Raw genomic sequence first — 16,816 nt, forward strand, 5'->3', positions numbered from 1 at the left:
GAACTATTTTTTGGATGTTATGGTCTTTTTTGCTTATAGTTGAAAAAATTTTCTCCATCTCTTAATGTTCAATCGAAATGTTTTACAGGAAAAAAGTCTCTGTGCTATCGTCAAACTAACAAGGGAGGTTTTTCGTATGACTGAAACAGAATTTTATTTGCTTGATGGCTACAAATTACCAAGAGTAGGTTTTGGAACCTATACCTTAAACGGTGCGGCTGGTGTCAGAACAATTGAACAAGCCATCGTGAATGGCTACCGCTTAATTGATAGTGCGTTTAACTATGAGAATGAAGGTGCAGTCGGACAAGCGATCCGCAATAGTAGTGTTCCTAGAGATCAACTAACAATCACCTCTAAACTGCCTGGACGTCACCAAAAATACGATGAAGCATTAGATGCCATTCAAGAATCTATTTTACGAACAGGCTTGGATTATTTGGATTTGTATTTGATCCATTGGCCGAATCCAAAAGAAGATTTGTATGTCGAAGCATGGCAAGCCTTAATTGATGCAAAAAAATGGGGCTGGATTCGCTCGATTGGGGTATGTAACTTTTTACCTAAACACATCAATCGTCTAGAAAAAGAAACTGGCGAATTACCAGTGGTCAATCAAATCGAGTTGCACCCTTTCTTTAATCAAGAAGAGCAACGTGACTATGATGCATCGAAAGGAATCATTACAGAAGCTTGGAGCCCACTCGGTCGCGCCAGTGCTGTATTAAAAAATGAAGTGATTGGTAAAATTGCCGACCAACATGATAAGACCATTCCGCAAGTGATTTTGCGTTGGCAAGTACAAAGCAATGTCTTACCAATTCCTAAAGCAAGTCATGCCAAAAGACAGGAACAAAATCTAGCTGTTTTTGACTTTGAATTGTCAAAAGAAGAAATGGCAGTCATAGATGGCTTGACTCAACCAGACGGACGAATTCAAAATCAAGATCCAGCAGAATACCAAGAGTTTTAAAAAGGTTGTGCCAAATGCGTTCAGCTCCGATCAATAAGATCAGAAAGTCCCGAAAATTGTTCCTCAAATTTTTGGGACTTTTTGATCTTATTGTTGAGGTGCTGCATTTGAAACACTGATAAAAAGGTTGTGCCAAATGCGTTCAGCGCCGAGCAATCAACAGAATAAATTGTGAGATAGCATGAACCACTACGAAAAAGCCAGCAAATCCAAAAGTTTGAGAAAAAATTTCGGATTTGCTGGTCTTTTTGATTGAAGCTGCATCAGTTTGACTCGCTGGTTTATTTCGTTTGTTTTTTCGTTTGCCAGATTGAGAGACCATACAAGGCAATAAACCAAAAAGGCATTAAATATAAGGCTTGTCGGGTCTCTTTTTGTAGAAAGAGCACGAAACCGACAAATAAAAGGAAAGCAAAGATAACGTACGTGCTAATAGGATAAAGCGGCATTGGGAATTTGGATTTCGTTGGTTCTTGTTTACGATAACGATAGTGAGCCAAGACAATCATAAACCAAATAAAAAGAAAACAAATGGTCGATAAACTAGTCACTAACGTAAAGACACCAGAAGGCATAATCATATTAAGCAAGACAGCTAAGACAATGACTGCGCTAGAAAAATAAATGGCTTGGGCTGGGACCAAATGGCGGGTCAGTTGGCTGTAGCGTTTTGGTGCATTCCCTTCGCGTGAAAGCGAGTGAATCATGCGACCCGTTGAGTAGATAGCCGAGTTACAAGCAGACATCGCTGAGCTTAAAACGACCAGATTGACGATTGTCGCCGCCGATGCAACGCCAATTTCCGAAAAGACTTCGACAAACGGACTTTGTTCACTACTCAATGAATTCCAAGGGTAAATTGCCATGATAATCGCCAGTGCACCAATGTAAAATAAAATGATTCGAATGGGAATACTATTGATTGCTTTTGGGATGACGGTATCTGGATCTTTGGTCTCACCAGCGACTAGTCCGACCAGTTCAATCCCTACAAAAGCAAACGTAGCCATCTGGAATGATTTTAAGAAGCCATCGAGGCCAGTCGGGAAGAAACCACCATATGACCAGATGTTAGCAAATTGAACAGTTCCCTGGTTCGTTTGAAAACGAGTGGCGATTAAGACCAGTCCAACAGCTATCAACGCGACAATCGCGATAATTTTGATGAGTGCAAACCAAAATTCTAATTCACCAAAAATTTTGACAGCAATTAAATTCAGACCAACGAGTAAGAGTAAAATGAAAATTTCAGGTAGCCAAGCTGGCAATTGTGGTAGCCAATAACGAACATAGGTACCAGTCGCAGTCAAATCAGCCATCGCAATCGAAATCCAACAAAACCAATACGTCCAGCCGGTGATGAACGCTGCTTTTGGTCCAAGGTACGATGCAATAAAGTCAATAAATGAATGTTTTGATGAATCAGAGAGTAATAATTCACCTAATGCACGCATAATAAAAAAGCAAACTAGGCCAACAATCGTATAGGCGAGTAAAATCGATGGACCAGCAAGCTGTATTGAAGTGCCCGATCCTAGAAATAACCCTGTGCCAATCGCTCCGCCTAAAGCCATTAGCTGGACATGTCGGTTTTTTAAACCGCGGTCAAGTGTTCTTTTTTCTGTTTGCATTTTATCATCCTAACTAAAATTAATATCATCTTATTCTAATCTATCTAATAAAAAAAACAAATAGAAATATTTAGTTAAAGGAGAAAGGGCTTAATCGATAAACAAAAGCCAACAAGAAAAGGACTGTTGCTGGCGAGAGTGATTGAAATTATTTTTTTATAATCATGTGAATGGCCTGTTCCATTTTTTTTGCTTGTTCATTGGGATCTTTCTCAGGATTTTCTAAACAGTCTTTTAAGTTTTCAGCGACAATTAAGCCCATCGCACGATCAATACTTGATCGCACCGCACTAAGCTGAGTAATTATATCAATACATTCTTTTTCGTCTTCAATCATCTTCTGAATACCACGTATTTGTCCTTCTGTCCGGCGCAACCGATTTATTATTTTTTTTTCTTTTTCCAGTTTAATCATTGAATAATTCCTCCTTGTTGTTTTCATTATAATACCACATAGGGTATCATAATGAAAATTTGACAAAAGTTTTATGCAGAACATTTTGATTGACTTTGTTGATCGATAAGGTTTTAATATACCCTATAAGGTATATAGAAGGAGGGAAGGAAAATGTTTTCATTGTTTCAAAAAATACCGACAATTAGCACACAAGAATTAGCCGAAAAATTGCCTGATAACATTGAATTAATAGATGTTCGAACACCTCAGGAATACCATTCAGGGCATATAGCCAAAGCAAAAAATGTTCCATTAAACAAAATTGGTGGGTATACAGCAAAAGCAGATCAAGTCTATGTAATTTGCCAATCCGGCATGCGAAGTAAGCAGGCAGCAAAGGTTTTAAGCAAAAAAGGTTACAATGTGGTAAATGTCCGCGGAGGAATGAATCTGTGGACAGGTAAAACAGTAGGAGGGAAATAAATGAAAATTGTGATAATTGGTGGCGTGGCTGGGGGGATGTCCGCAGCGACACGTTTACGGCGTTTAATGGAAGATGCTGAAATTCTTATTTTTGAAAAGGGCCCATTTGTTTCTTTTGCCAATTGTGGATTGCCTTATTATGTATCTGGTGAAATTGCGGATCGTGATTCTTTATTGGTTCAAACACCTGAAAGTTTAAAAGCTCGTTTTCAATTAGATGTCCGTCCGTTGCATGAAGTAGTCGCTATCGAACCAGACAAGAAAACCGTGACAGTCAAACATAATGGAGTAGAAACAAGCGAAACATATGATCGCCTCATTTTGTCTCCAGGAGCGAAACCATTTGTCCCGCCAATCATTGGATTACAAACGGCGACCAATGTTCATTCTTTGAGAAATGTACCTGACCTAGATAAAATTATGCAACAAATCACGACTGACACCAAGCAGGCAGTGGTGATTGGAGCTGGCTTTATTGGTTTAGAAATGGCTGAAAATCTAAAGAAACGTGGTTTAACTGTAACGGTTGTTGAAAAAGCCCCTCACGTTTTGCCACTATTGGATGAAGAAATGGCTGCTTTTATTCAAAATGAATTGAATCGTGAAGGCATTCTCGTGAAAACAAATGATTCAGCTGTTGAATTTAAGGAAAATGGTCAAAAAATTGTGTTAGAAAGTGGCGAAGTGATCTCATCCGACCTCACGATTTTATCGGTAGGTGTCCAACCTGAAACAACATTAGCGAAAGCTGCAGATTTAACATTAGGCTTGCGTGGTGGTATCGTCGTTAATGAACAATACCAAACGAGTGATCCTGATATTTATGCAGTGGGTGATGCTATTGTAGTCAAGCAACAAATTACTGATACAGATGCATTAATCGCCTTAGCTTCACCAGCAAATCGTCAAGGTCGTCAAGTGGCGGATGTGATTGCAGGCTTGAATCGATCCAATCGAGGAAGCATTGGAACGGCTATCGTGCGTGTCTTTGAGCAAACAGCCGCATCAACCGGATTAAGTGATCGAGCGGCGAAACAAGCCGACTTACCAGTAGCTGTTGTCCATGTTTCAGGCAAAGACCACGCGGGTTATTACCCAGGTGCTACAGATATTTTGTTGAAGCTCATTTTTAATCCGGAAACCGGTGAAATTTATGGTGCACAAGGCATTGGCCAAAAAGGAGTCGACAAGAGGATTGATATTTTAGCTACCGCTATCAAGGGCGGGCTGACTATTTTTGACTTACCTGAGCTTGAGTTGACCTACGCACCACCATTTGGTTCTGCTAAAGATCCAGTCAATATGCTGGGGTATGCAGCGATGAATCTGGCCGAGGGGTTAAGTGAATCCATTCAATGGTACCAACTAAAAGAAGAAATAGCTGAAGGAAAGAAATTGCTTGATGTCCGTAATGAGTCTGAACTAGCACAAGGCACTTTTCCAAACGCGACGCATATTCCATTAAATGAATTACGCGACCGACTTTCAGAATTAGATCCATCACAAGAATGGATCGTCAGCTGCCATAGCGGCTTGCGTAGCTACGTAGCGGAACGAATTTTAAAACAACATGGGTTTCATGTAAAAAATCTTGACGGTGCTTTTGCTTTGTATCATGCTGTCTTACCGGAGGAATTAGTCTATGTTTAGTTCAATGTCTATGCCAGAATTTTATCAAAAAAACAAGAGAGAGTCGTTAAAGATTATCGATGTACGAGAAAAAGAGGAATATGACTATGGCCATGTGCCGACTGCCGTAAATCTGCCATTGAGTGAATTAGCTGAATCTTATCCGATACTAGAAAAGGATCAAGAATACTTTCTCATCTGTCAAACTGGCAGTCGTTCTGCTACGGCCTGTCAATTTTTAGGTAACAAAGGGTACAAAGTCATCAACGTCATGGGTGGTACTTCTGCGTGGATGGGGCAATTAGAAGGATAAAAGGAGAAAGAAAAGGATGGAAGAATTAACAAATCAAACGTTTGATGCCGCTATCGCAAGCGGACTGACATTGGTCGACTTTTGGGCTACTTGGTGTGGACCTTGTCGGATGCAGACGCCGATTTTGGAAGAGTTAAGTCGAGAACTATCTGGCAACAAAAAAATTGCTAAAGTGAATGTCGATCAAGAAAGGGACTTGGCTTTAAAGTTTGGAATTCAAAGCATTCCAACTATCTTGGTTTTTCAGGAAGGTCGTTTGGTCGATCGCTTGGTTGGTGTACGAATGAAAGATGAGTTGAAACAAATCATGAACGAGTACTAATTATTGACGTAACAGCTTCATAATAATTTTAGATAGAAACGTCGGATGACTAGTCGATAGATATTAGTCATCCGACGTTTTTTCGTGAATCGGAGTTGTCGGTTCTTCGAGAATGCATCTTTGATCTTGCTTCTTCCATTTAAGAATGGCCTGAACATAAGGTGTAGACGACTGCTCTTCTTGAATGTTTGGATGCAGGAGGTAAAACCAACGTTGGTAGTTTGGACCGAGTGGCCTATAAGCAAGATGACCTGCTGCACGCTGAGAGACAATGGAACGACCAAAACCTTTTTTTAGTAACGCCAAAATTATTTCATTGTTTTCAATGGTTACACTAGGTTCTTGGATATTTTGTTCCTCAAAATAGCGTTTTGTATAGTAGTAGACTCCAGAAGACGTTTCCCGTACCAACCATGGTCCCATGGAAGTATTCACTAACACGAGTTGATCCACAAGTAGAGGAGTCCGTTGCACAGTGTGACTGGCTAATGGTTTTTCAATCACTCCTAGGTCAATTTCATGATGCTCCATCGCTTGCAGTACCTCCCAAGAATTCAGTTGCTTGACTTGAAAGTGAGTATTTGGAAACTGGTGATAGAGGAAAATCAAGAGTTCTGGTAAAAGATAGACGGCAAAAGTGTGTGAGACTCCTAATGTCAATCTTGCTTGCTCTAATTGCTTTTTTTGCAAGATTTCTTGGACTTGTTGCCAATTTTCGACAATGGTCAATGACGCCTGATAAAGAGTATCGGCAGCGGGAGTCACTTGAATATTGGTCCGGCCATTGCGTGTAAATAAAGAACAGCCGATTTCTTGCTCCAATTGACGGATATGGGTCGATACTGTGGGCTGACTGACAAATAACAGTTCCGCTGCTTTAGAGAAACTACGTGTTTCGTAAACGACTTTGAATGTTTCTAATAACTTGAACATAATAGACCCCTTACATTATATAAATGAATAATAACTATTATATCAATAAATCCTATCAATAATAAATTTGGGCTATAATAAGCACATCAAAAAAAAATGAGGAGCTTGATAAATGATTACCAAGATGCAAAAAAACTATTTACCAATCTTGCCAGGTTTAGGATTATCGGTCATAGTCGCAATCATAGCGAAACTACTTGCACGTATTTTTCCAACGATTGGTGGAGCAACGATCGCGATTATTTTGGGGATTATTTTAGGAAATACTTATTTTAAGCAATCTACATTAGCCGAGGGCACCAAATTTTCGGAAAGTCGGTTGCTTGAATACTCAGTCGTATTGTTAGGGTTAACGGTGACAGTTCAGACGATTGGTGAAGTGGGCTGGCGTGGTGTGCTTTATGTGTTATGTATGATGACGATTGTCATTAGCTGGACGTATTGGATTGGTAGAAAACTCGGATTCAGTCAGAAGATGACGCTGATGATGGCTGGCGGAAATGCGGTCTGTGGTTCTTCAGCAATTGGTGCTATCGCTCCAGCTATTAAGGCAGATGATCAAGAAAAAGGCCAAATCATTACGTTAGTGAACTTATTAGGAACGGTCATGATGTTAGGATTGCCAGTGATTGGTATCAATTTCTTTGCGGGTGATTATTTGGCCCAAAGTGCACTCATGGGTGGTACGTTACAATCGGTCGGACAAGTGGTAGCGGGCGCAAGCTTGATTGATGGCAAAGTGGTCCAATATGCCATGCTTTTCAAAATTATCCGGATTTTGATGCTAGTTGTAGTCGTTTATCTTTTTGGAAAAATTGCCGCCAAAAACGACGCCACAATTGAAAAAAATAAGGAAGGTAAACGAAAACTGCCCATTCCTTGGTATGTAGCGGGCTTTTTAGTTTTGTGCATTGTTAATAGTAGCATCGACTTACCTTCTATCTTTAGCACAAGTGCGCATTTCTTGAGTACATGGTTTGAAACGATTGCTTTAGCGGCGATTGGCTTGCGGTTAGATTTCCGAAAATTTTTAAAAGAAGGGCCCCAATTTTTAGCCTTTGGAGCAGCAGTAGGCGTTGTTCAGACAGCTGCGGCATTGATGCTACTATCTCTATTGCATTTATAAAAAAACTCATTCGGTGAATCAAGAAAATCTACGTACAGATATTCTTGGTCAACCAAATGAGAAACAGGTAGCCGGCGATTATTTCGCTGGCTTTTCTTCTTTCTTTTTTTTAAGTGTTAGTAGCGTTAGCGGCAATGTTAGTACAATGTAACCAGCAATGCTCATGATAAGAATCGTTCCCCAGAAACTAGTAATATCCAGCCAAATGATGAAGCTATAGCTAACAACGATCGATAAGAAATAAAAACAAAAAAGTTGCACAAATCGTTTAATACTCATTCGTTGTCACACTCCTTTCCTTCGATATGCGTGCTTTGTTAGTTTTTTCAAGGCAATATTGATTTCCTTAAGTAGGTAAAACGCGAATGTTTTTGAGAAAAGCCAAATAAGTGTACATTCTTTGAAAAGGGTGAAGAAAATTCTGGCAATTTTTCGAAGAATGCTTTTTATTTACGCTTGGAGGAATACCACTTCTTAGCCATTTGATACCCACCAGTAGCCATGAAGGAGAGTGTTACCGCAATGAAAACAAATTCAAAAAAGAAAACCATCACTCTTACATTATAGGCAAACTTAAGAAAAAGAATCCACAAAAAACTGAATAGGACTAATTTTCCCCTTGTTGACAGTTTACGGACCAACAACCATTCCAAAAAATCTTCATGATTTTCTTTGTTCTTTTTGTACTCTTTCAATAAACTCATATTGAATCTGCCTCCCAAAATGATATCTATATATTGAAGTGCTTACTCGGATGATGATGTCCAAGTATTCTTGAAACAGAAGGTGTGTTTTAAAGAATCAGCGCTGGCAATTGGAGGCAGGAGCAATCACACGTGCGATGTTAACGTGAATTCTGTTGCTTCTTCACCAAAGTCACTACAATTGGAATCATTGATACAGCGACAATACCAATCATAATCAGTGAAAAATGATCGTTTACAACTGGAATGGATCCTAAGAAGTAGCCGGCAAATAGGCCGATTGCAGTCCAACAAAGAGCACCAATGATATTGTAAAAGCTAAACAAGCGCCAGCTCATCTGACTCGCTCCTGCAATAAAGGGAATAAATGTGCGGATAAATGGTAAAAAGCGACCGATAAAGATGGTATGCTTGCCTTTTTCATTGAAGAACTGTTCTGCTCGTTGTACTTCCTCTTGGCGAATGAAGCGAGCTAGCTTGCCCTCATAAAGCACATGCAGACCGAATGTGCGGCCGATCCAATAGTTGGCCATATCACCTAAAATAGCAGCGGCGATGGCTGTCAAAAATAAAGTCGGCAAGTGTAACACTTGACTACCGACAGCCGCCAAGGCACCAGCTGCAAAAAGCAGCGAATCCCCCGGTAAAAAAGGAAACACTACGACGCCTGTTTCAATAAAAATAATCAAAAATAAAATTGGATAAATGCCCCAACCGTATTGGTTCACTAGGGCTAATAAGTGTGTATCGACATGCAACAAAAAATCAATAATTGCCACGTACTCTCGCTCCTTTTGATGATAGATTCCATACCATAGTAATCAATTTCAGCAAAAAGTACCAGTGAAACCAGTAAAAAAGCTAAATTTTTACAAATTGCGTGCTGGCGGCTTTGATTTCTTGAAAATGATCGGCAATATGCAGAGCGAAGTAGGTCGCATACTCTTCTTTGCTTAGTGCACCAAAGACACCATGCTCTTGAAGCTCTCCAACCCAAGCTTGAAAACGATGGATGGCATCGATTAAAGCTTGAATGCCATCGATTGGAAGTCCGTCATGGGCAATGGGTGCACCACCAGCGACGGGCGCTTGCAGATTATGAGACATTTTTTTGTCTGTTAGAAATTTTTTGACGACTTTTTTTCCGATTGTTTGACGGATTAGTTTTGGTTTCATTTCTTTATAGCCAGTCATTGAGTAGTCGATTGTTTGTGCACAATGCAGACAAATTTCATAGACACTCCAGTTTTTGGTGCAGACAGATTCATTTTCTTTTAATTGTTCCAAAATATTCAGTGCTTCATCTAAGGAAGCAAATTGATGGGGGATTTGTTATAATTCAATCATGTGGCTATTCTCCTTCTAATTCGAGTTCTTCTTCTAAGTTTGCGACGAGCAGTTTTAGTTGTTTCGTGGCATCTATAAGATGTAGTTGATAAAATTGTTCGGTGCCGACTTTTGTTGCTGAGACAATGCCGACCGTTTTTAATGTTTGCAAGTGATGCGAGATTGCCGAACGGGATAATGGAGAAGCAGCGACGATTTCTTTGACCGTCAAGCGTCCTTTTTCGGATAGTAATGCGACGATATCTTGTCGATGGGGGTCTAATAGTGCTTGAAAGACTGGAATGCATTCGCGAAAGCTAGTTAATGTTTTTTGATCCATCTGTTCTCCTCATTTCATAAAACGTTTGATTAACGCTAATTTTTTTTTTGTATAGGGGGCATATAGCATCGTTAATGGCACGAAGCGGTTCTTTTTTACAATCGCTTTTTGATGGGAAAAAGTGTGGAAGCTATACATACCGTGATAGTTGCCGATACCAGATTCACCCACGCCGCCAAAAGGCAAGCGAGTATTTGATAAATGTAAGAGCGTATCGTTGACGACACCACCACCAAAAGAAAGTTGTTGTAAAACAGTATCTGTCAGTTCTTGGTCCTCTGTAAATAAATACAAAGCTAAAGGCTTTTCGTGTTCACGAATCGGTGCAATCACTTGCTTCGTGAATTGGTCTGCTTGATAGGTCAAAATCGGTAAGATAGGGCCGAATAATTCCTCTTGCATCACGACATCATCCCACTGAACATCTGTTAAAAGTGTGGGCGAGATGTAGCGGTCAGCTACATCTACTTGGCCACCATGTGTTATGGTTGCGTTGGTTTGTGCAAGCATAGTCGATAACCGTTCTGTATGTCGAATCGTTGCCATCCGGCCATAGTCGGGACTTGATTGGGGTGTCTCACCATAAAAGGTGACAATCGCGGCCCGTAGTTCTTTTGTAAACGAGGAAGCAATGGCTGCATCAACAAGAAGGTAATCGGGCGCGACACAAGTCTGGCCAGTATTCAAAAATTTGCCCCAAGCTATTTTTTTGGCAGCTTCTTTCAGATTCGCAGAGGCGGTCACGATGGCAGGACTTTTGCCACCTAGTTCTAAAGTGACAGGCGTTAAGTGTTTGCTAGCAGCGGTCATAACAATTTTTCCTACTCGGGGACTACCGGTAAAAAATATATGATCAAATCGTTGAGTTAAGAGGGTGGTCGTTTCTTCTACACCACCGGATACGACAGCTACGTATTCTTCAGCAAAAGTGGACTTTAGTATATCTTGGATGACGGTCGCGACATGTGGCGTTAATTCGGAAGGTTTGATGACCGCAGTATTACCAGCTGCGATGGCACCTAGTAATGGCTCAATCACGAGCTGAAAAGGATAATTAAACGGACCGATGATTAACACTGTTCCATAAGGCTCAAACAGTGAATAACTTTTTGAACCAAATAAAAACAATGGATTGCCAGCTTTTTTAGGCTTCATCCAACGGCGCAAATGCTTTTTTGTCTCGCGAATGCTTTGAAGAACAAAGCCAATCTCAGTCGCATAGACTTCGAATTCAGACTTACGCAAATCTTGCCAGAAAGCCGCATAAAGATCTGCTTCGTAGCGATGGATTGCCTGCTCAAGTTTTGTCAATTGTTCCATACGAAAGGCAAGCGAACGAGTGGTATTGGTTTGGAAAAAAATACGTTGATTCTGAAGAATGCTTGGAATAGTCGTCATAATTGGTATCCTTTCAAGTAAATATCTAAATAACTAATTATTTGGTTATTTAAGAATAAAAAAATTTTGAGTTACTGTCAAAGAATACGTACTATAAAAAAACGAGACTGAGCATAACTCAATCTCGTAAAATAGTATTAAAATTATAAAGCTTTAGCAGCCTCAGCTACGCGGTCTAAGCCAGCAGCGATAATTTCTTGTGTTCTTGAAGGGTCTGCATTGTGACCTTCGATGATTACTTCTTCGATGATGTTCATGCCAAACATTGCACCGAATGTTTTTTGCATGTAAGATACAGCAGTTTCCATCGCAGCACCTTCACCAGAGTAGACACCGCCACGAGCATTAAGTAAGATTACTTCTTTACTAGCTTGTAGTTGGTTCATTGATCCATCTTCGTTGTATGAGAAAGTGTAACCAGCTTGGAAGATGTAGTCGATAAATGTATGCAAAGCAGCTGGAATTGTTAAGTTCCACATTGGGAAAGCAAAAACAACTACGTCTGCTTTAGAAAATTTATCTTGCACTACTTGGCGAACGTCCATTAATTTTTGTTCGTCGCTAGAGAAAGGTTCGCCAGCAGCTAATTTACCAAATGCGTCAAATAATGTTTGACCAATATATGGCATTTCTTGTGCGTAGACATCAAATGTATCAACTTCAACTTTAGATGCATCCAAATTTTCAACAAATTTATTGAACATTGCTGTTGAAACGCCGTCTGGACGGTTATTTGCTTTGACAACTAAAACGTTTTTCATAAATAATTTTCCACCTATTCTAAAATACTAAAATATTTTCATATGGGCAATTCCCACAAAAATATCATACACTATTTTAAAATGTCTTACAATAAATAAGTTCTTACTTTTGGATAGTTTTAAAAAAGACAAAGCTTTTGAACCTCTCATGACTAAAGTCACGAGATTCTTGGGAATAGAGCATACTTGATAGTGTATTACTTTACTAACAGCGGTGTCTCTTATTTACCAAGCTATCTCCGTAGTTCCTACGGTTATTGTTTGCATCTAAGCTAATTGTTTTATTCGTAGACCTTCGGTCAGAATATTGATACTCGCATTTATATCTCGGTCGTGATGGAAATGACAAACAGAACAAGTCCATTCTCGAATATTGAGAGGTTTCTTACCATCTTTGTGCCCACAGTTTGAACAAAGTTGACTGGATGGGAACCACTTATCTATCTTGATAATTTCACGTCCGTACCAATCAGCCTTGTATTGTAATTTAGTCACAAAACTAGACCACGATACATCCGAAATACGTTTGGCTAGTTTATGATTACGCAACATATTTTTTGCATTTAAGTCTTCAATACAGATAATATCGTGACTTTTGATAATTTCTGTACTTAACTTATTCAGAAAGTCGTTGCGTTGATTCATTACTTTTTCGTGTAGACGAGCAACTTTTTGTTTTTGCTTCTGATAGTTTTTTGCTTCAAAAAGATTGATACCTTTCTTCTTAGCCAATAGTGCACGTCTTGACAACTTACGTTGTTCACGTTTTAGTTTCTGTGCCATTTTTGAAGTGAATTTATTATTATCAATCTTTTGACCCTCAGAAAGAACGGCAAAATCTGTAATACCTAAGTCAATCCCAACGTGTTTGTTAGTTTTTGGCAACTCAGTTATTTCTTCTTCACATAGTAAGGAAACGAAAAATTTACCACTGGCATTTTTACGGACTGTGGCACTTAAAATACGACCATTGACTTCACGACTTTTAGAGAATTTAACTAATCCAAGCTTGGGTAATTTCACCTGATTGCCTATAATAGACAAATTATTATTTGTATTTTTTGTTGTATAACATTGAACAGGATTTTTCTTACTTTTAAAGTTAGGAAATTGATTTTGTTTTTTGAAAAATCTATTGAAAGAATCCGCTAAATTCTTAATAGAGGATTGTAATGCAACGCTATCAACTTCTTTTAACCAAGAGGTATCACCTGATTTTTTCATAGCAGGCAACATAGCAGAACATTTACCGTAAGACAGTCCTTTACCCGTTTTCTTATATGAACTATTCCAAGCGTTTAACATATGATTATAGATAAATCTTGATGATCCAATTGTTTTGCCGATTAATATTTCTTGCTCAACAGTTGGGTATAGTCTGAATTTATAAGCTTTGTGTCGGAACATTACAATTCACCTCATTTCTTTTTTTGGTTTTGGATATAGTGTCTGATTTGGTCTTCTGTGTTTTCACTAACTGTCGCTACAAAATAGCTTGGATTCCAAAGATGACCACCACACAAACGATTTTTAAGTTCGGGATATTCTTTAAATAAGAACCGCGCAGAGACACCTTTAAAAGCTTTCACTATATTTGGAATATAGTGTTGAGGCTTACATTCAATAAGCAAATGAATATGGTCTTTGTCTGATTCCATTTCAATGATTTCAATATCATTATCTAATGCAATTTGTGTGACTAGTTTTTTAACATATGTATCAATGTTACCTTGTAAAATATTGTGTCTATATTTTACACACCAAACTAAGTGATACTGTATAGAATAGACATACCCACGACCATGATGTACTTGTGACATGAAAAAACCTCCTTGAAAATAGTTTAACATATGTAATCGTTAAATTTCAAAAAGGTTTTAACATATTGTATCGGTTGTAACATAGCTAAAGCTATGCTACAACCGAAGCCGATTCATCCACACGACTAAAGTTGCGAGTGTTCTCGGCTAATTCATAAAAAAGGAAAGATTCTTTACTCTTTTCTGTAACTATGCTTCAATAAATAATGAGAGTGAATGAAAAAGGGAAATCTTGTATGAGAAAGAGTGAAGTGCAATGCCAATCGTAAACCAACAAAATGAACAAGAAAAAGCTGCTTACCAATCATTCGTAGAGCAAGCAACTTACACAGCGATTACCCAAGACCCTCAATGGGCGCATGTAAAAGATAATTGGGAACCATTAGAAGTGTATTTAGAAGAAGATCAAAAGATTGTTGCGGCGATGTCTATCTTAATGATCGAACAAACAGAAGGACAAGTCTTTGCTTATGTATCAAAAGGTCCGGCAGTCAATGAGCAGTCACCACAAATTGTGGACCGACTAATTGCCGAGGCAGAAGCAACGTTAAGAGAAAAAAATGTGTTTTTATTACGGATGGATCCAGAGTGGGCGTATTCAGAAGAAGTCAGTGAAGCTTTTCGTGAAGCAGGCTATCATGTACGTAACCGTAACGTATCAGGTAAGGCGACGATTCAACCACGCTACACGATGCGCGTGGATTTACGCGCATTTTCATCAGATGAAGAACTGATGGCGTCCTTTTATGGTAAGACCCGTTACCGGATTCGTTATGCCTTAAAGAATGGTTTGACGTATCGATTAAGTGACAATCGTGATGATTTAGCCATTTTTTATGATTTGCACAAAAAGACGAGTGAGCGTCATGGTATTAGTTATCGACCATTTTCTTATTTTGAGCGCTTAGCTGACGCCTTCTTAGAGCGCGGGTTAATGCGAATTGTGATTGTAGAGGTCGATGGTAAGCCTGATGCAGCAGGTCTAGACTTTGCATATGGAAACTATGTTTGGTACATGTACGCAGGCAGTACCCATGAAAATCAAGTATTAATGGCCCCTTACCTTGTAAACTGGGTGGGGATGCAGTGGGCATTAGCGTTAGGTAAAGAATTTTATGACCTAGGTGGCGTATTTGCACCAGACAACTCAGATAGCTTGTATCAATTTAAGTATATGTTTACTCGTCCGAATGGTGCGACAGAATACATCGGTGAAATTGATAAAGTCTATAATGAAGAATACTATCAAACATTTTTAAATAAATAAGTCAAGAACTCGGCCGAAGTGGGTCGAGTTTTTTTGTATTCTGCACCTTCTATACAATGCCTCATTTCCTTGATAAAATAATATCGAGAGAAAACGAGGAGTGCGAAAAGATGATTAATGTGTTAGAAGTATTGGCGACTATGAACCTCAATCAAAAAGTAAACTATGATCGCGTGCTGCAAAAAATGATGCAAAAATGGCAAGATGAAAAGCGACGGCCAACTATTTTGTTGCATAGTTGTTGTGCGCCGTGTAGTACGTATACGCTAGAATACTTGGCTGATATTGCCGATATTACCATCTATTTTGCCAACAGTAATATCCATCCTCGTGCTGAGTACGAGCGCCGCAAAATTGTTCAAGAGGAATTCATCACAGCCTTTAATCAAAAAACTGGCAACCAAGTACGATTTTTAGCCGCACCGTATGAGCCAAATGTCTTTATTCAAATGGTCAAAGAAAAAGAACTCACGCAAGAACCAGAAGGCGGCAAACGGTGTACGGCATGCTTTCAAATGCGACTGGATATAGTAGCGAAAAAAGCAGCCGAAGAAGGATACGATTACTTTGGGTCAGCGTTGACTCTTTCACCAAAAAAGAACAGTCAACTCATTAATCAAATCGGGATTGATATTCAAGAATTTTTCGATACGAGTTATTTGCCGAGTGATTTCAAAAAAAATAATGGCTACAAACGATCGGTTGAAATGTGTAAAGAGTACGATGTCTATCGACAATGCTATTGTGGGTGTTTGTTTGCAGCGCAACAACAAGGTGTCGACTTAAAAGAAATACAAAAAGAGGCGAGTGCATTTGTCAAGCGCCATCAGACGAAAGTAAAGGAGAGCTAGCATACAGCTATTAGCGAAAGTCATCTTGTGGGTAGTAGGGGGTATTGTGGCTTTGGCTATTATAGTTTGGCTAGCGTTTCAAGTGTTCCCTTATCCGAGCGCTTGGGTCATTTTCGCGATGTTTGACCAGCCAGTGGCCATCACGAATCAAGGCGAGCGAGCACGTACGAATATGCCCTATGCCGCAACATTAGGGGGCATGGCCTTCTCAAATGCATTCTTAGGCATCAATCACTCATTGGCACACAAAACAGGTGGAGAGTTTGGGTTGCCACATGGGTTGGTGATTACAATTGCGATGCAACTTGTCACTCGGTTTAACGCGGCTTCATGTAAAGTGAAGCGTAACCCGTATCCGCGTTATGAAGTATACCGTGCGTAAAAAGACTACGCAGACATCGCGCGCGCCTTGGATCACTTGGTTTATAACGATCGATGTACACCAGCGAATCCACGCCAGCCGGTATTGGCAGAAATTCGTCAGCTATTAATTGATCAATTCTAAAAAAGACGCTGAGATAGAAATAGTCAGCGACAAGCAA

Annotated in this window: 20 protein-coding genes and 1 pseudogene; 9 read left to right on the plus strand and 12 right to left on the minus strand. The window is 39.4% G+C overall.

The genetic code is table 11. The annotated features are described in order from the left end of the window. The first annotated feature begins 136 nt into the window (after window positions 1-136). Window positions 137-973 carry an aldo/keto reductase gene (locus NE257_RS09275; protein ID WP_040366073.1) on the plus strand — a complete coding sequence of 279 codons (837 nt, stop codon included), beginning with the start codon at window positions 137-139 and terminating at the stop codon, window positions 971-973. Window positions 974-1,254: 281 nt separating this feature from the next. Here NE257_RS09275 and NE257_RS09280 read toward each other — a convergent pair whose 3' ends face one another. Both NE257_RS09280 and NE257_RS09285 read right to left on the minus strand, forming a co-directional pair. Further along, window positions 1,255-2,604: an amino acid permease gene (locus NE257_RS09280; RefSeq protein ID WP_251854800.1), complete on the minus strand. Its 1,350-nt coding sequence runs from the start codon at window positions 2,602-2,604 to the stop codon at window positions 1,255-1,257. Between the two features lie 148 nt (window positions 2,605-2,752). Further along, on the minus strand, window positions 2,753-3,019 hold the full coding sequence (locus NE257_RS09285; RefSeq protein ID WP_007207384.1) for a metal-sensitive transcriptional regulator: 267 nt from the start codon (window positions 3,017-3,019) through the stop codon (window positions 2,753-2,755). A 153-nt stretch (window positions 3,020-3,172) separates the two neighbouring features. Here NE257_RS09285 and NE257_RS09290 point away from each other — a divergent pair, with 153 nt between their 5' ends. Genes NE257_RS09290 through trxA form a run of 4 tightly spaced genes read left to right on the plus strand, consistent with a single transcriptional unit; the run spans window position 3,173 to window position 5,748 of the window. Beyond that, complete coding sequence (locus tag NE257_RS09290) at window positions 3,173-3,484, plus strand: rhodanese-like domain-containing protein (protein WP_251886288.1); 312 nt, start codon at window positions 3,173-3,175, stop codon at window positions 3,482-3,484. Next, window positions 3,485-5,134 carry an FAD-dependent oxidoreductase gene (locus NE257_RS09295; RefSeq protein ID WP_251886289.1) on the plus strand — a complete coding sequence of 550 codons (1,650 nt, stop codon included), beginning with the start codon at window positions 3,485-3,487 and terminating at the stop codon, window positions 5,132-5,134. After that, window positions 5,127-5,426: a rhodanese-like domain-containing protein gene (locus tag NE257_RS09300; RefSeq protein WP_251854796.1), complete on the plus strand. Its 300-nt coding sequence runs from the start codon at window positions 5,127-5,129 to the stop codon at window positions 5,424-5,426. Before NE257_RS09295 ends, NE257_RS09300 begins: the two co-directional genes overlap by 8 nt. Window positions 5,427-5,442: 16 nt before the next feature. Next, window positions 5,443-5,748: a thioredoxin gene (gene trxA / locus NE257_RS09305; protein WP_007207380.1), complete on the plus strand. Its 306-nt coding sequence runs from the start codon at window positions 5,443-5,445 to the stop codon at window positions 5,746-5,748. 63 nt (window positions 5,749-5,811) lie between these two features. Here the strand turns inward: trxA and NE257_RS09310 are convergent, their stop codons facing one another. Continuing rightward, window positions 5,812-6,681 carry a LysR family transcriptional regulator gene (locus tag NE257_RS09310; RefSeq protein ID WP_251854795.1) on the minus strand — a complete coding sequence of 290 codons (870 nt, stop codon included), beginning with the start codon at window positions 6,679-6,681 and terminating at the stop codon, window positions 5,812-5,814. A gap of 112 nt (window positions 6,682-6,793) precedes the next feature. Between NE257_RS09310 and NE257_RS09315 the strand changes: the two genes are divergently transcribed. Further along, window positions 6,794-7,807 (plus strand): YeiH family protein, encoded by a 1,014-nt coding sequence (locus tag NE257_RS09315; protein WP_007207378.1) that lies wholly within the window; start codon window positions 6,794-6,796, stop codon window positions 7,805-7,807. Between the two features lie 78 nt (window positions 7,808-7,885). Here NE257_RS09315 and NE257_RS09320 read toward each other — a convergent pair whose 3' ends face one another. From NE257_RS09320 to tnpA, 9 genes are all read right to left on the minus strand, one after another. After that, window positions 7,886-8,086 (minus strand): hypothetical protein, encoded by a 201-nt coding sequence (locus tag NE257_RS09320; RefSeq protein ID WP_251852201.1) that lies wholly within the window; start codon window positions 8,084-8,086, stop codon window positions 7,886-7,888. Window positions 8,087-8,253: 167 nt separating this feature from the next. Beyond that, window positions 8,254-8,511 (minus strand): hypothetical protein, encoded by a 258-nt coding sequence (locus tag NE257_RS09325; protein ID WP_251852202.1) that lies wholly within the window; start codon window positions 8,509-8,511, stop codon window positions 8,254-8,256. 140 nt (window positions 8,512-8,651) lie between these two features. Then, window positions 8,652-9,290, minus strand: a complete 639-nt coding sequence (locus NE257_RS09330) for a VTT domain-containing protein (protein ID WP_251852203.1) — start codon at window positions 9,288-9,290, stop codon at window positions 8,652-8,654. Between the two features lie 82 nt (window positions 9,291-9,372). Continuing rightward, window positions 9,373-9,840 carry a DUF1569 domain-containing protein gene (locus tag NE257_RS09335; protein WP_338127567.1) on the minus strand — a complete coding sequence of 156 codons (468 nt, stop codon included), beginning with the start codon at window positions 9,838-9,840 and terminating at the stop codon, window positions 9,373-9,375. 22 nt (window positions 9,841-9,862) lie between these two features. Beyond that, window positions 9,863-10,177: an ArsR/SmtB family transcription factor gene (locus NE257_RS09340; protein ID WP_251852205.1), complete on the minus strand. Its 315-nt coding sequence runs from the start codon at window positions 10,175-10,177 to the stop codon at window positions 9,863-9,865. Window positions 10,178-10,186: 9 nt separating this feature from the next. After that, window positions 10,187-11,575, minus strand: coding sequence for an aldehyde dehydrogenase (locus NE257_RS09345; protein ID WP_251886291.1), 1,389 nt, complete (start codon window positions 11,573-11,575; stop codon window positions 10,187-10,189). A gap of 143 nt (window positions 11,576-11,718) precedes the next feature. Further along, the gene (locus tag NE257_RS09350) at window positions 11,719-12,336 is read right to left on the minus strand and encodes an NAD(P)H-dependent oxidoreductase (protein ID WP_251886292.1); all 618 of its coding nucleotides are present in this window, start codon (window positions 12,334-12,336) and stop codon (window positions 11,719-11,721) included. Window positions 12,337-12,603: 267 nt separating this feature from the next. Next, window positions 12,604-13,743: an IS200/IS605 family element RNA-guided endonuclease TnpB gene (tnpB, locus tag NE257_RS09355; RefSeq protein WP_251886293.1), complete on the minus strand. Its 1,140-nt coding sequence runs from the start codon at window positions 13,741-13,743 to the stop codon at window positions 12,604-12,606. Window positions 13,744-13,754: 11 nt separating this feature from the next. Beyond that, window positions 13,755-14,156, minus strand: a complete 402-nt coding sequence (gene tnpA, locus NE257_RS09360; RefSeq protein ID WP_251886294.1) for an IS200/IS605 family transposase — start codon at window positions 14,154-14,156, stop codon at window positions 13,755-13,757. 256 nt (window positions 14,157-14,412) lie between these two features. Between tnpA and NE257_RS09365 the strand changes: the two genes are divergently transcribed. The 3 genes and pseudogenes from NE257_RS09365 to NE257_RS09375 form a co-directional block, all read left to right on the plus strand. Beyond that, a complete protein-coding gene (locus NE257_RS09365; RefSeq protein ID WP_251854790.1) occupies window positions 14,413-15,423 on the plus strand; it encodes a lipid II:glycine glycyltransferase FemX in 1,011 nt (336 codons plus the stop codon). Window positions 15,424-15,533: 110 nt separating this feature from the next. Continuing rightward, the gene (locus NE257_RS09370; RefSeq protein ID WP_251886295.1) at window positions 15,534-16,274 is read left to right on the plus strand and encodes an epoxyqueuosine reductase QueH; all 741 of its coding nucleotides are present in this window, start codon (window positions 15,534-15,536) and stop codon (window positions 16,272-16,274) included. A 142-nt stretch (window positions 16,275-16,416) separates the two neighbouring features. Beyond that, window positions 16,417-16,779, plus strand: a pseudogene (locus NE257_RS09375) (bifunctional acetaldehyde-CoA/alcohol dehydrogenase); the annotation flags it as partial. Between the last annotated feature and the right edge of the window lie 37 nt (window positions 16,780-16,816).

The sequence above is a fragment of the Enterococcus italicus genome, from assembly GCF_023743875.1.
Classification (GTDB): domain Bacteria; phylum Bacillota; class Bacilli; order Lactobacillales; family Enterococcaceae; genus Enterococcus_G; species Enterococcus_G italicus.

Bases quoted from the DNA above. Each gene is read 5' to 3' on its own strand.
- NE257_RS09275 (WP_040366073.1), top strand. From the start codon at position 137: ATGACTGAAACAGAATTTTATTTGCTTGATGGCTACAAATTACCAAGA.
- NE257_RS09280 (WP_251854800.1), bottom strand. From the start codon at position 2,604: ATGCAAACAGAAAAAAGAACACTTGACCGCGGTTTAAAAAACCGACAT.
- NE257_RS09285 (WP_007207384.1), bottom strand. From the start codon at position 3,019: ATGATTAAACTGGAAAAAGAAAAAAAAATAATAAATCGGTTGCGCCGG.
- NE257_RS09290 (WP_251886288.1), top strand. From the start codon at position 3,173: ATGTTTTCATTGTTTCAAAAAATACCGACAATTAGCACACAAGAATTA.
- NE257_RS09295 (WP_251886289.1), top strand. From the start codon at position 3,485: ATGAAAATTGTGATAATTGGTGGCGTGGCTGGGGGGATGTCCGCAGCG.
- NE257_RS09300 (WP_251854796.1), top strand. From the start codon at position 5,127: ATGTTTAGTTCAATGTCTATGCCAGAATTTTATCAAAAAAACAAGAGA.
- trxA (WP_007207380.1), top strand. From the start codon at position 5,443: ATGGAAGAATTAACAAATCAAACGTTTGATGCCGCTATCGCAAGCGGA.
- NE257_RS09310 (WP_251854795.1), bottom strand. From the start codon at position 6,681: ATGTTCAAGTTATTAGAAACATTCAAAGTCGTTTACGAAACACGTAGT.
- NE257_RS09315 (WP_007207378.1), top strand. From the start codon at position 6,794: ATGATTACCAAGATGCAAAAAAACTATTTACCAATCTTGCCAGGTTTA.
- NE257_RS09320 (WP_251852201.1), bottom strand. From the start codon at position 8,086: ATGAGTATTAAACGATTTGTGCAACTTTTTTGTTTTTATTTCTTATCG.
- NE257_RS09325 (WP_251852202.1), bottom strand. From the start codon at position 8,511: ATGAGTTTATTGAAAGAGTACAAAAAGAACAAAGAAAATCATGAAGAT.
- NE257_RS09340 (WP_251852205.1), bottom strand. From the start codon at position 10,177: ATGGATCAAAAAACATTAACTAGCTTTCGCGAATGCATTCCAGTCTTT.
- NE257_RS09345 (WP_251886291.1), bottom strand. From the start codon at position 11,575: ATGACGACTATTCCAAGCATTCTTCAGAATCAACGTATTTTTTTCCAA.
- NE257_RS09350 (WP_251886292.1), bottom strand. From the start codon at position 12,336: ATGAAAAACGTTTTAGTTGTCAAAGCAAATAACCGTCCAGACGGCGTT.
- tnpB (WP_251886293.1), bottom strand. From the start codon at position 13,743: ATGTTCCGACACAAAGCTTATAAATTCAGACTATACCCAACTGTTGAG.
- tnpA (WP_251886294.1), bottom strand. From the start codon at position 14,156: ATGTCACAAGTACATCATGGTCGTGGGTATGTCTATTCTATACAGTAT.
- NE257_RS09365 (WP_251854790.1), top strand. From the start codon at position 14,413: ATGCCAATCGTAAACCAACAAAATGAACAAGAAAAAGCTGCTTACCAA.
- NE257_RS09370 (WP_251886295.1), top strand. From the start codon at position 15,534: ATGATTAATGTGTTAGAAGTATTGGCGACTATGAACCTCAATCAAAAA.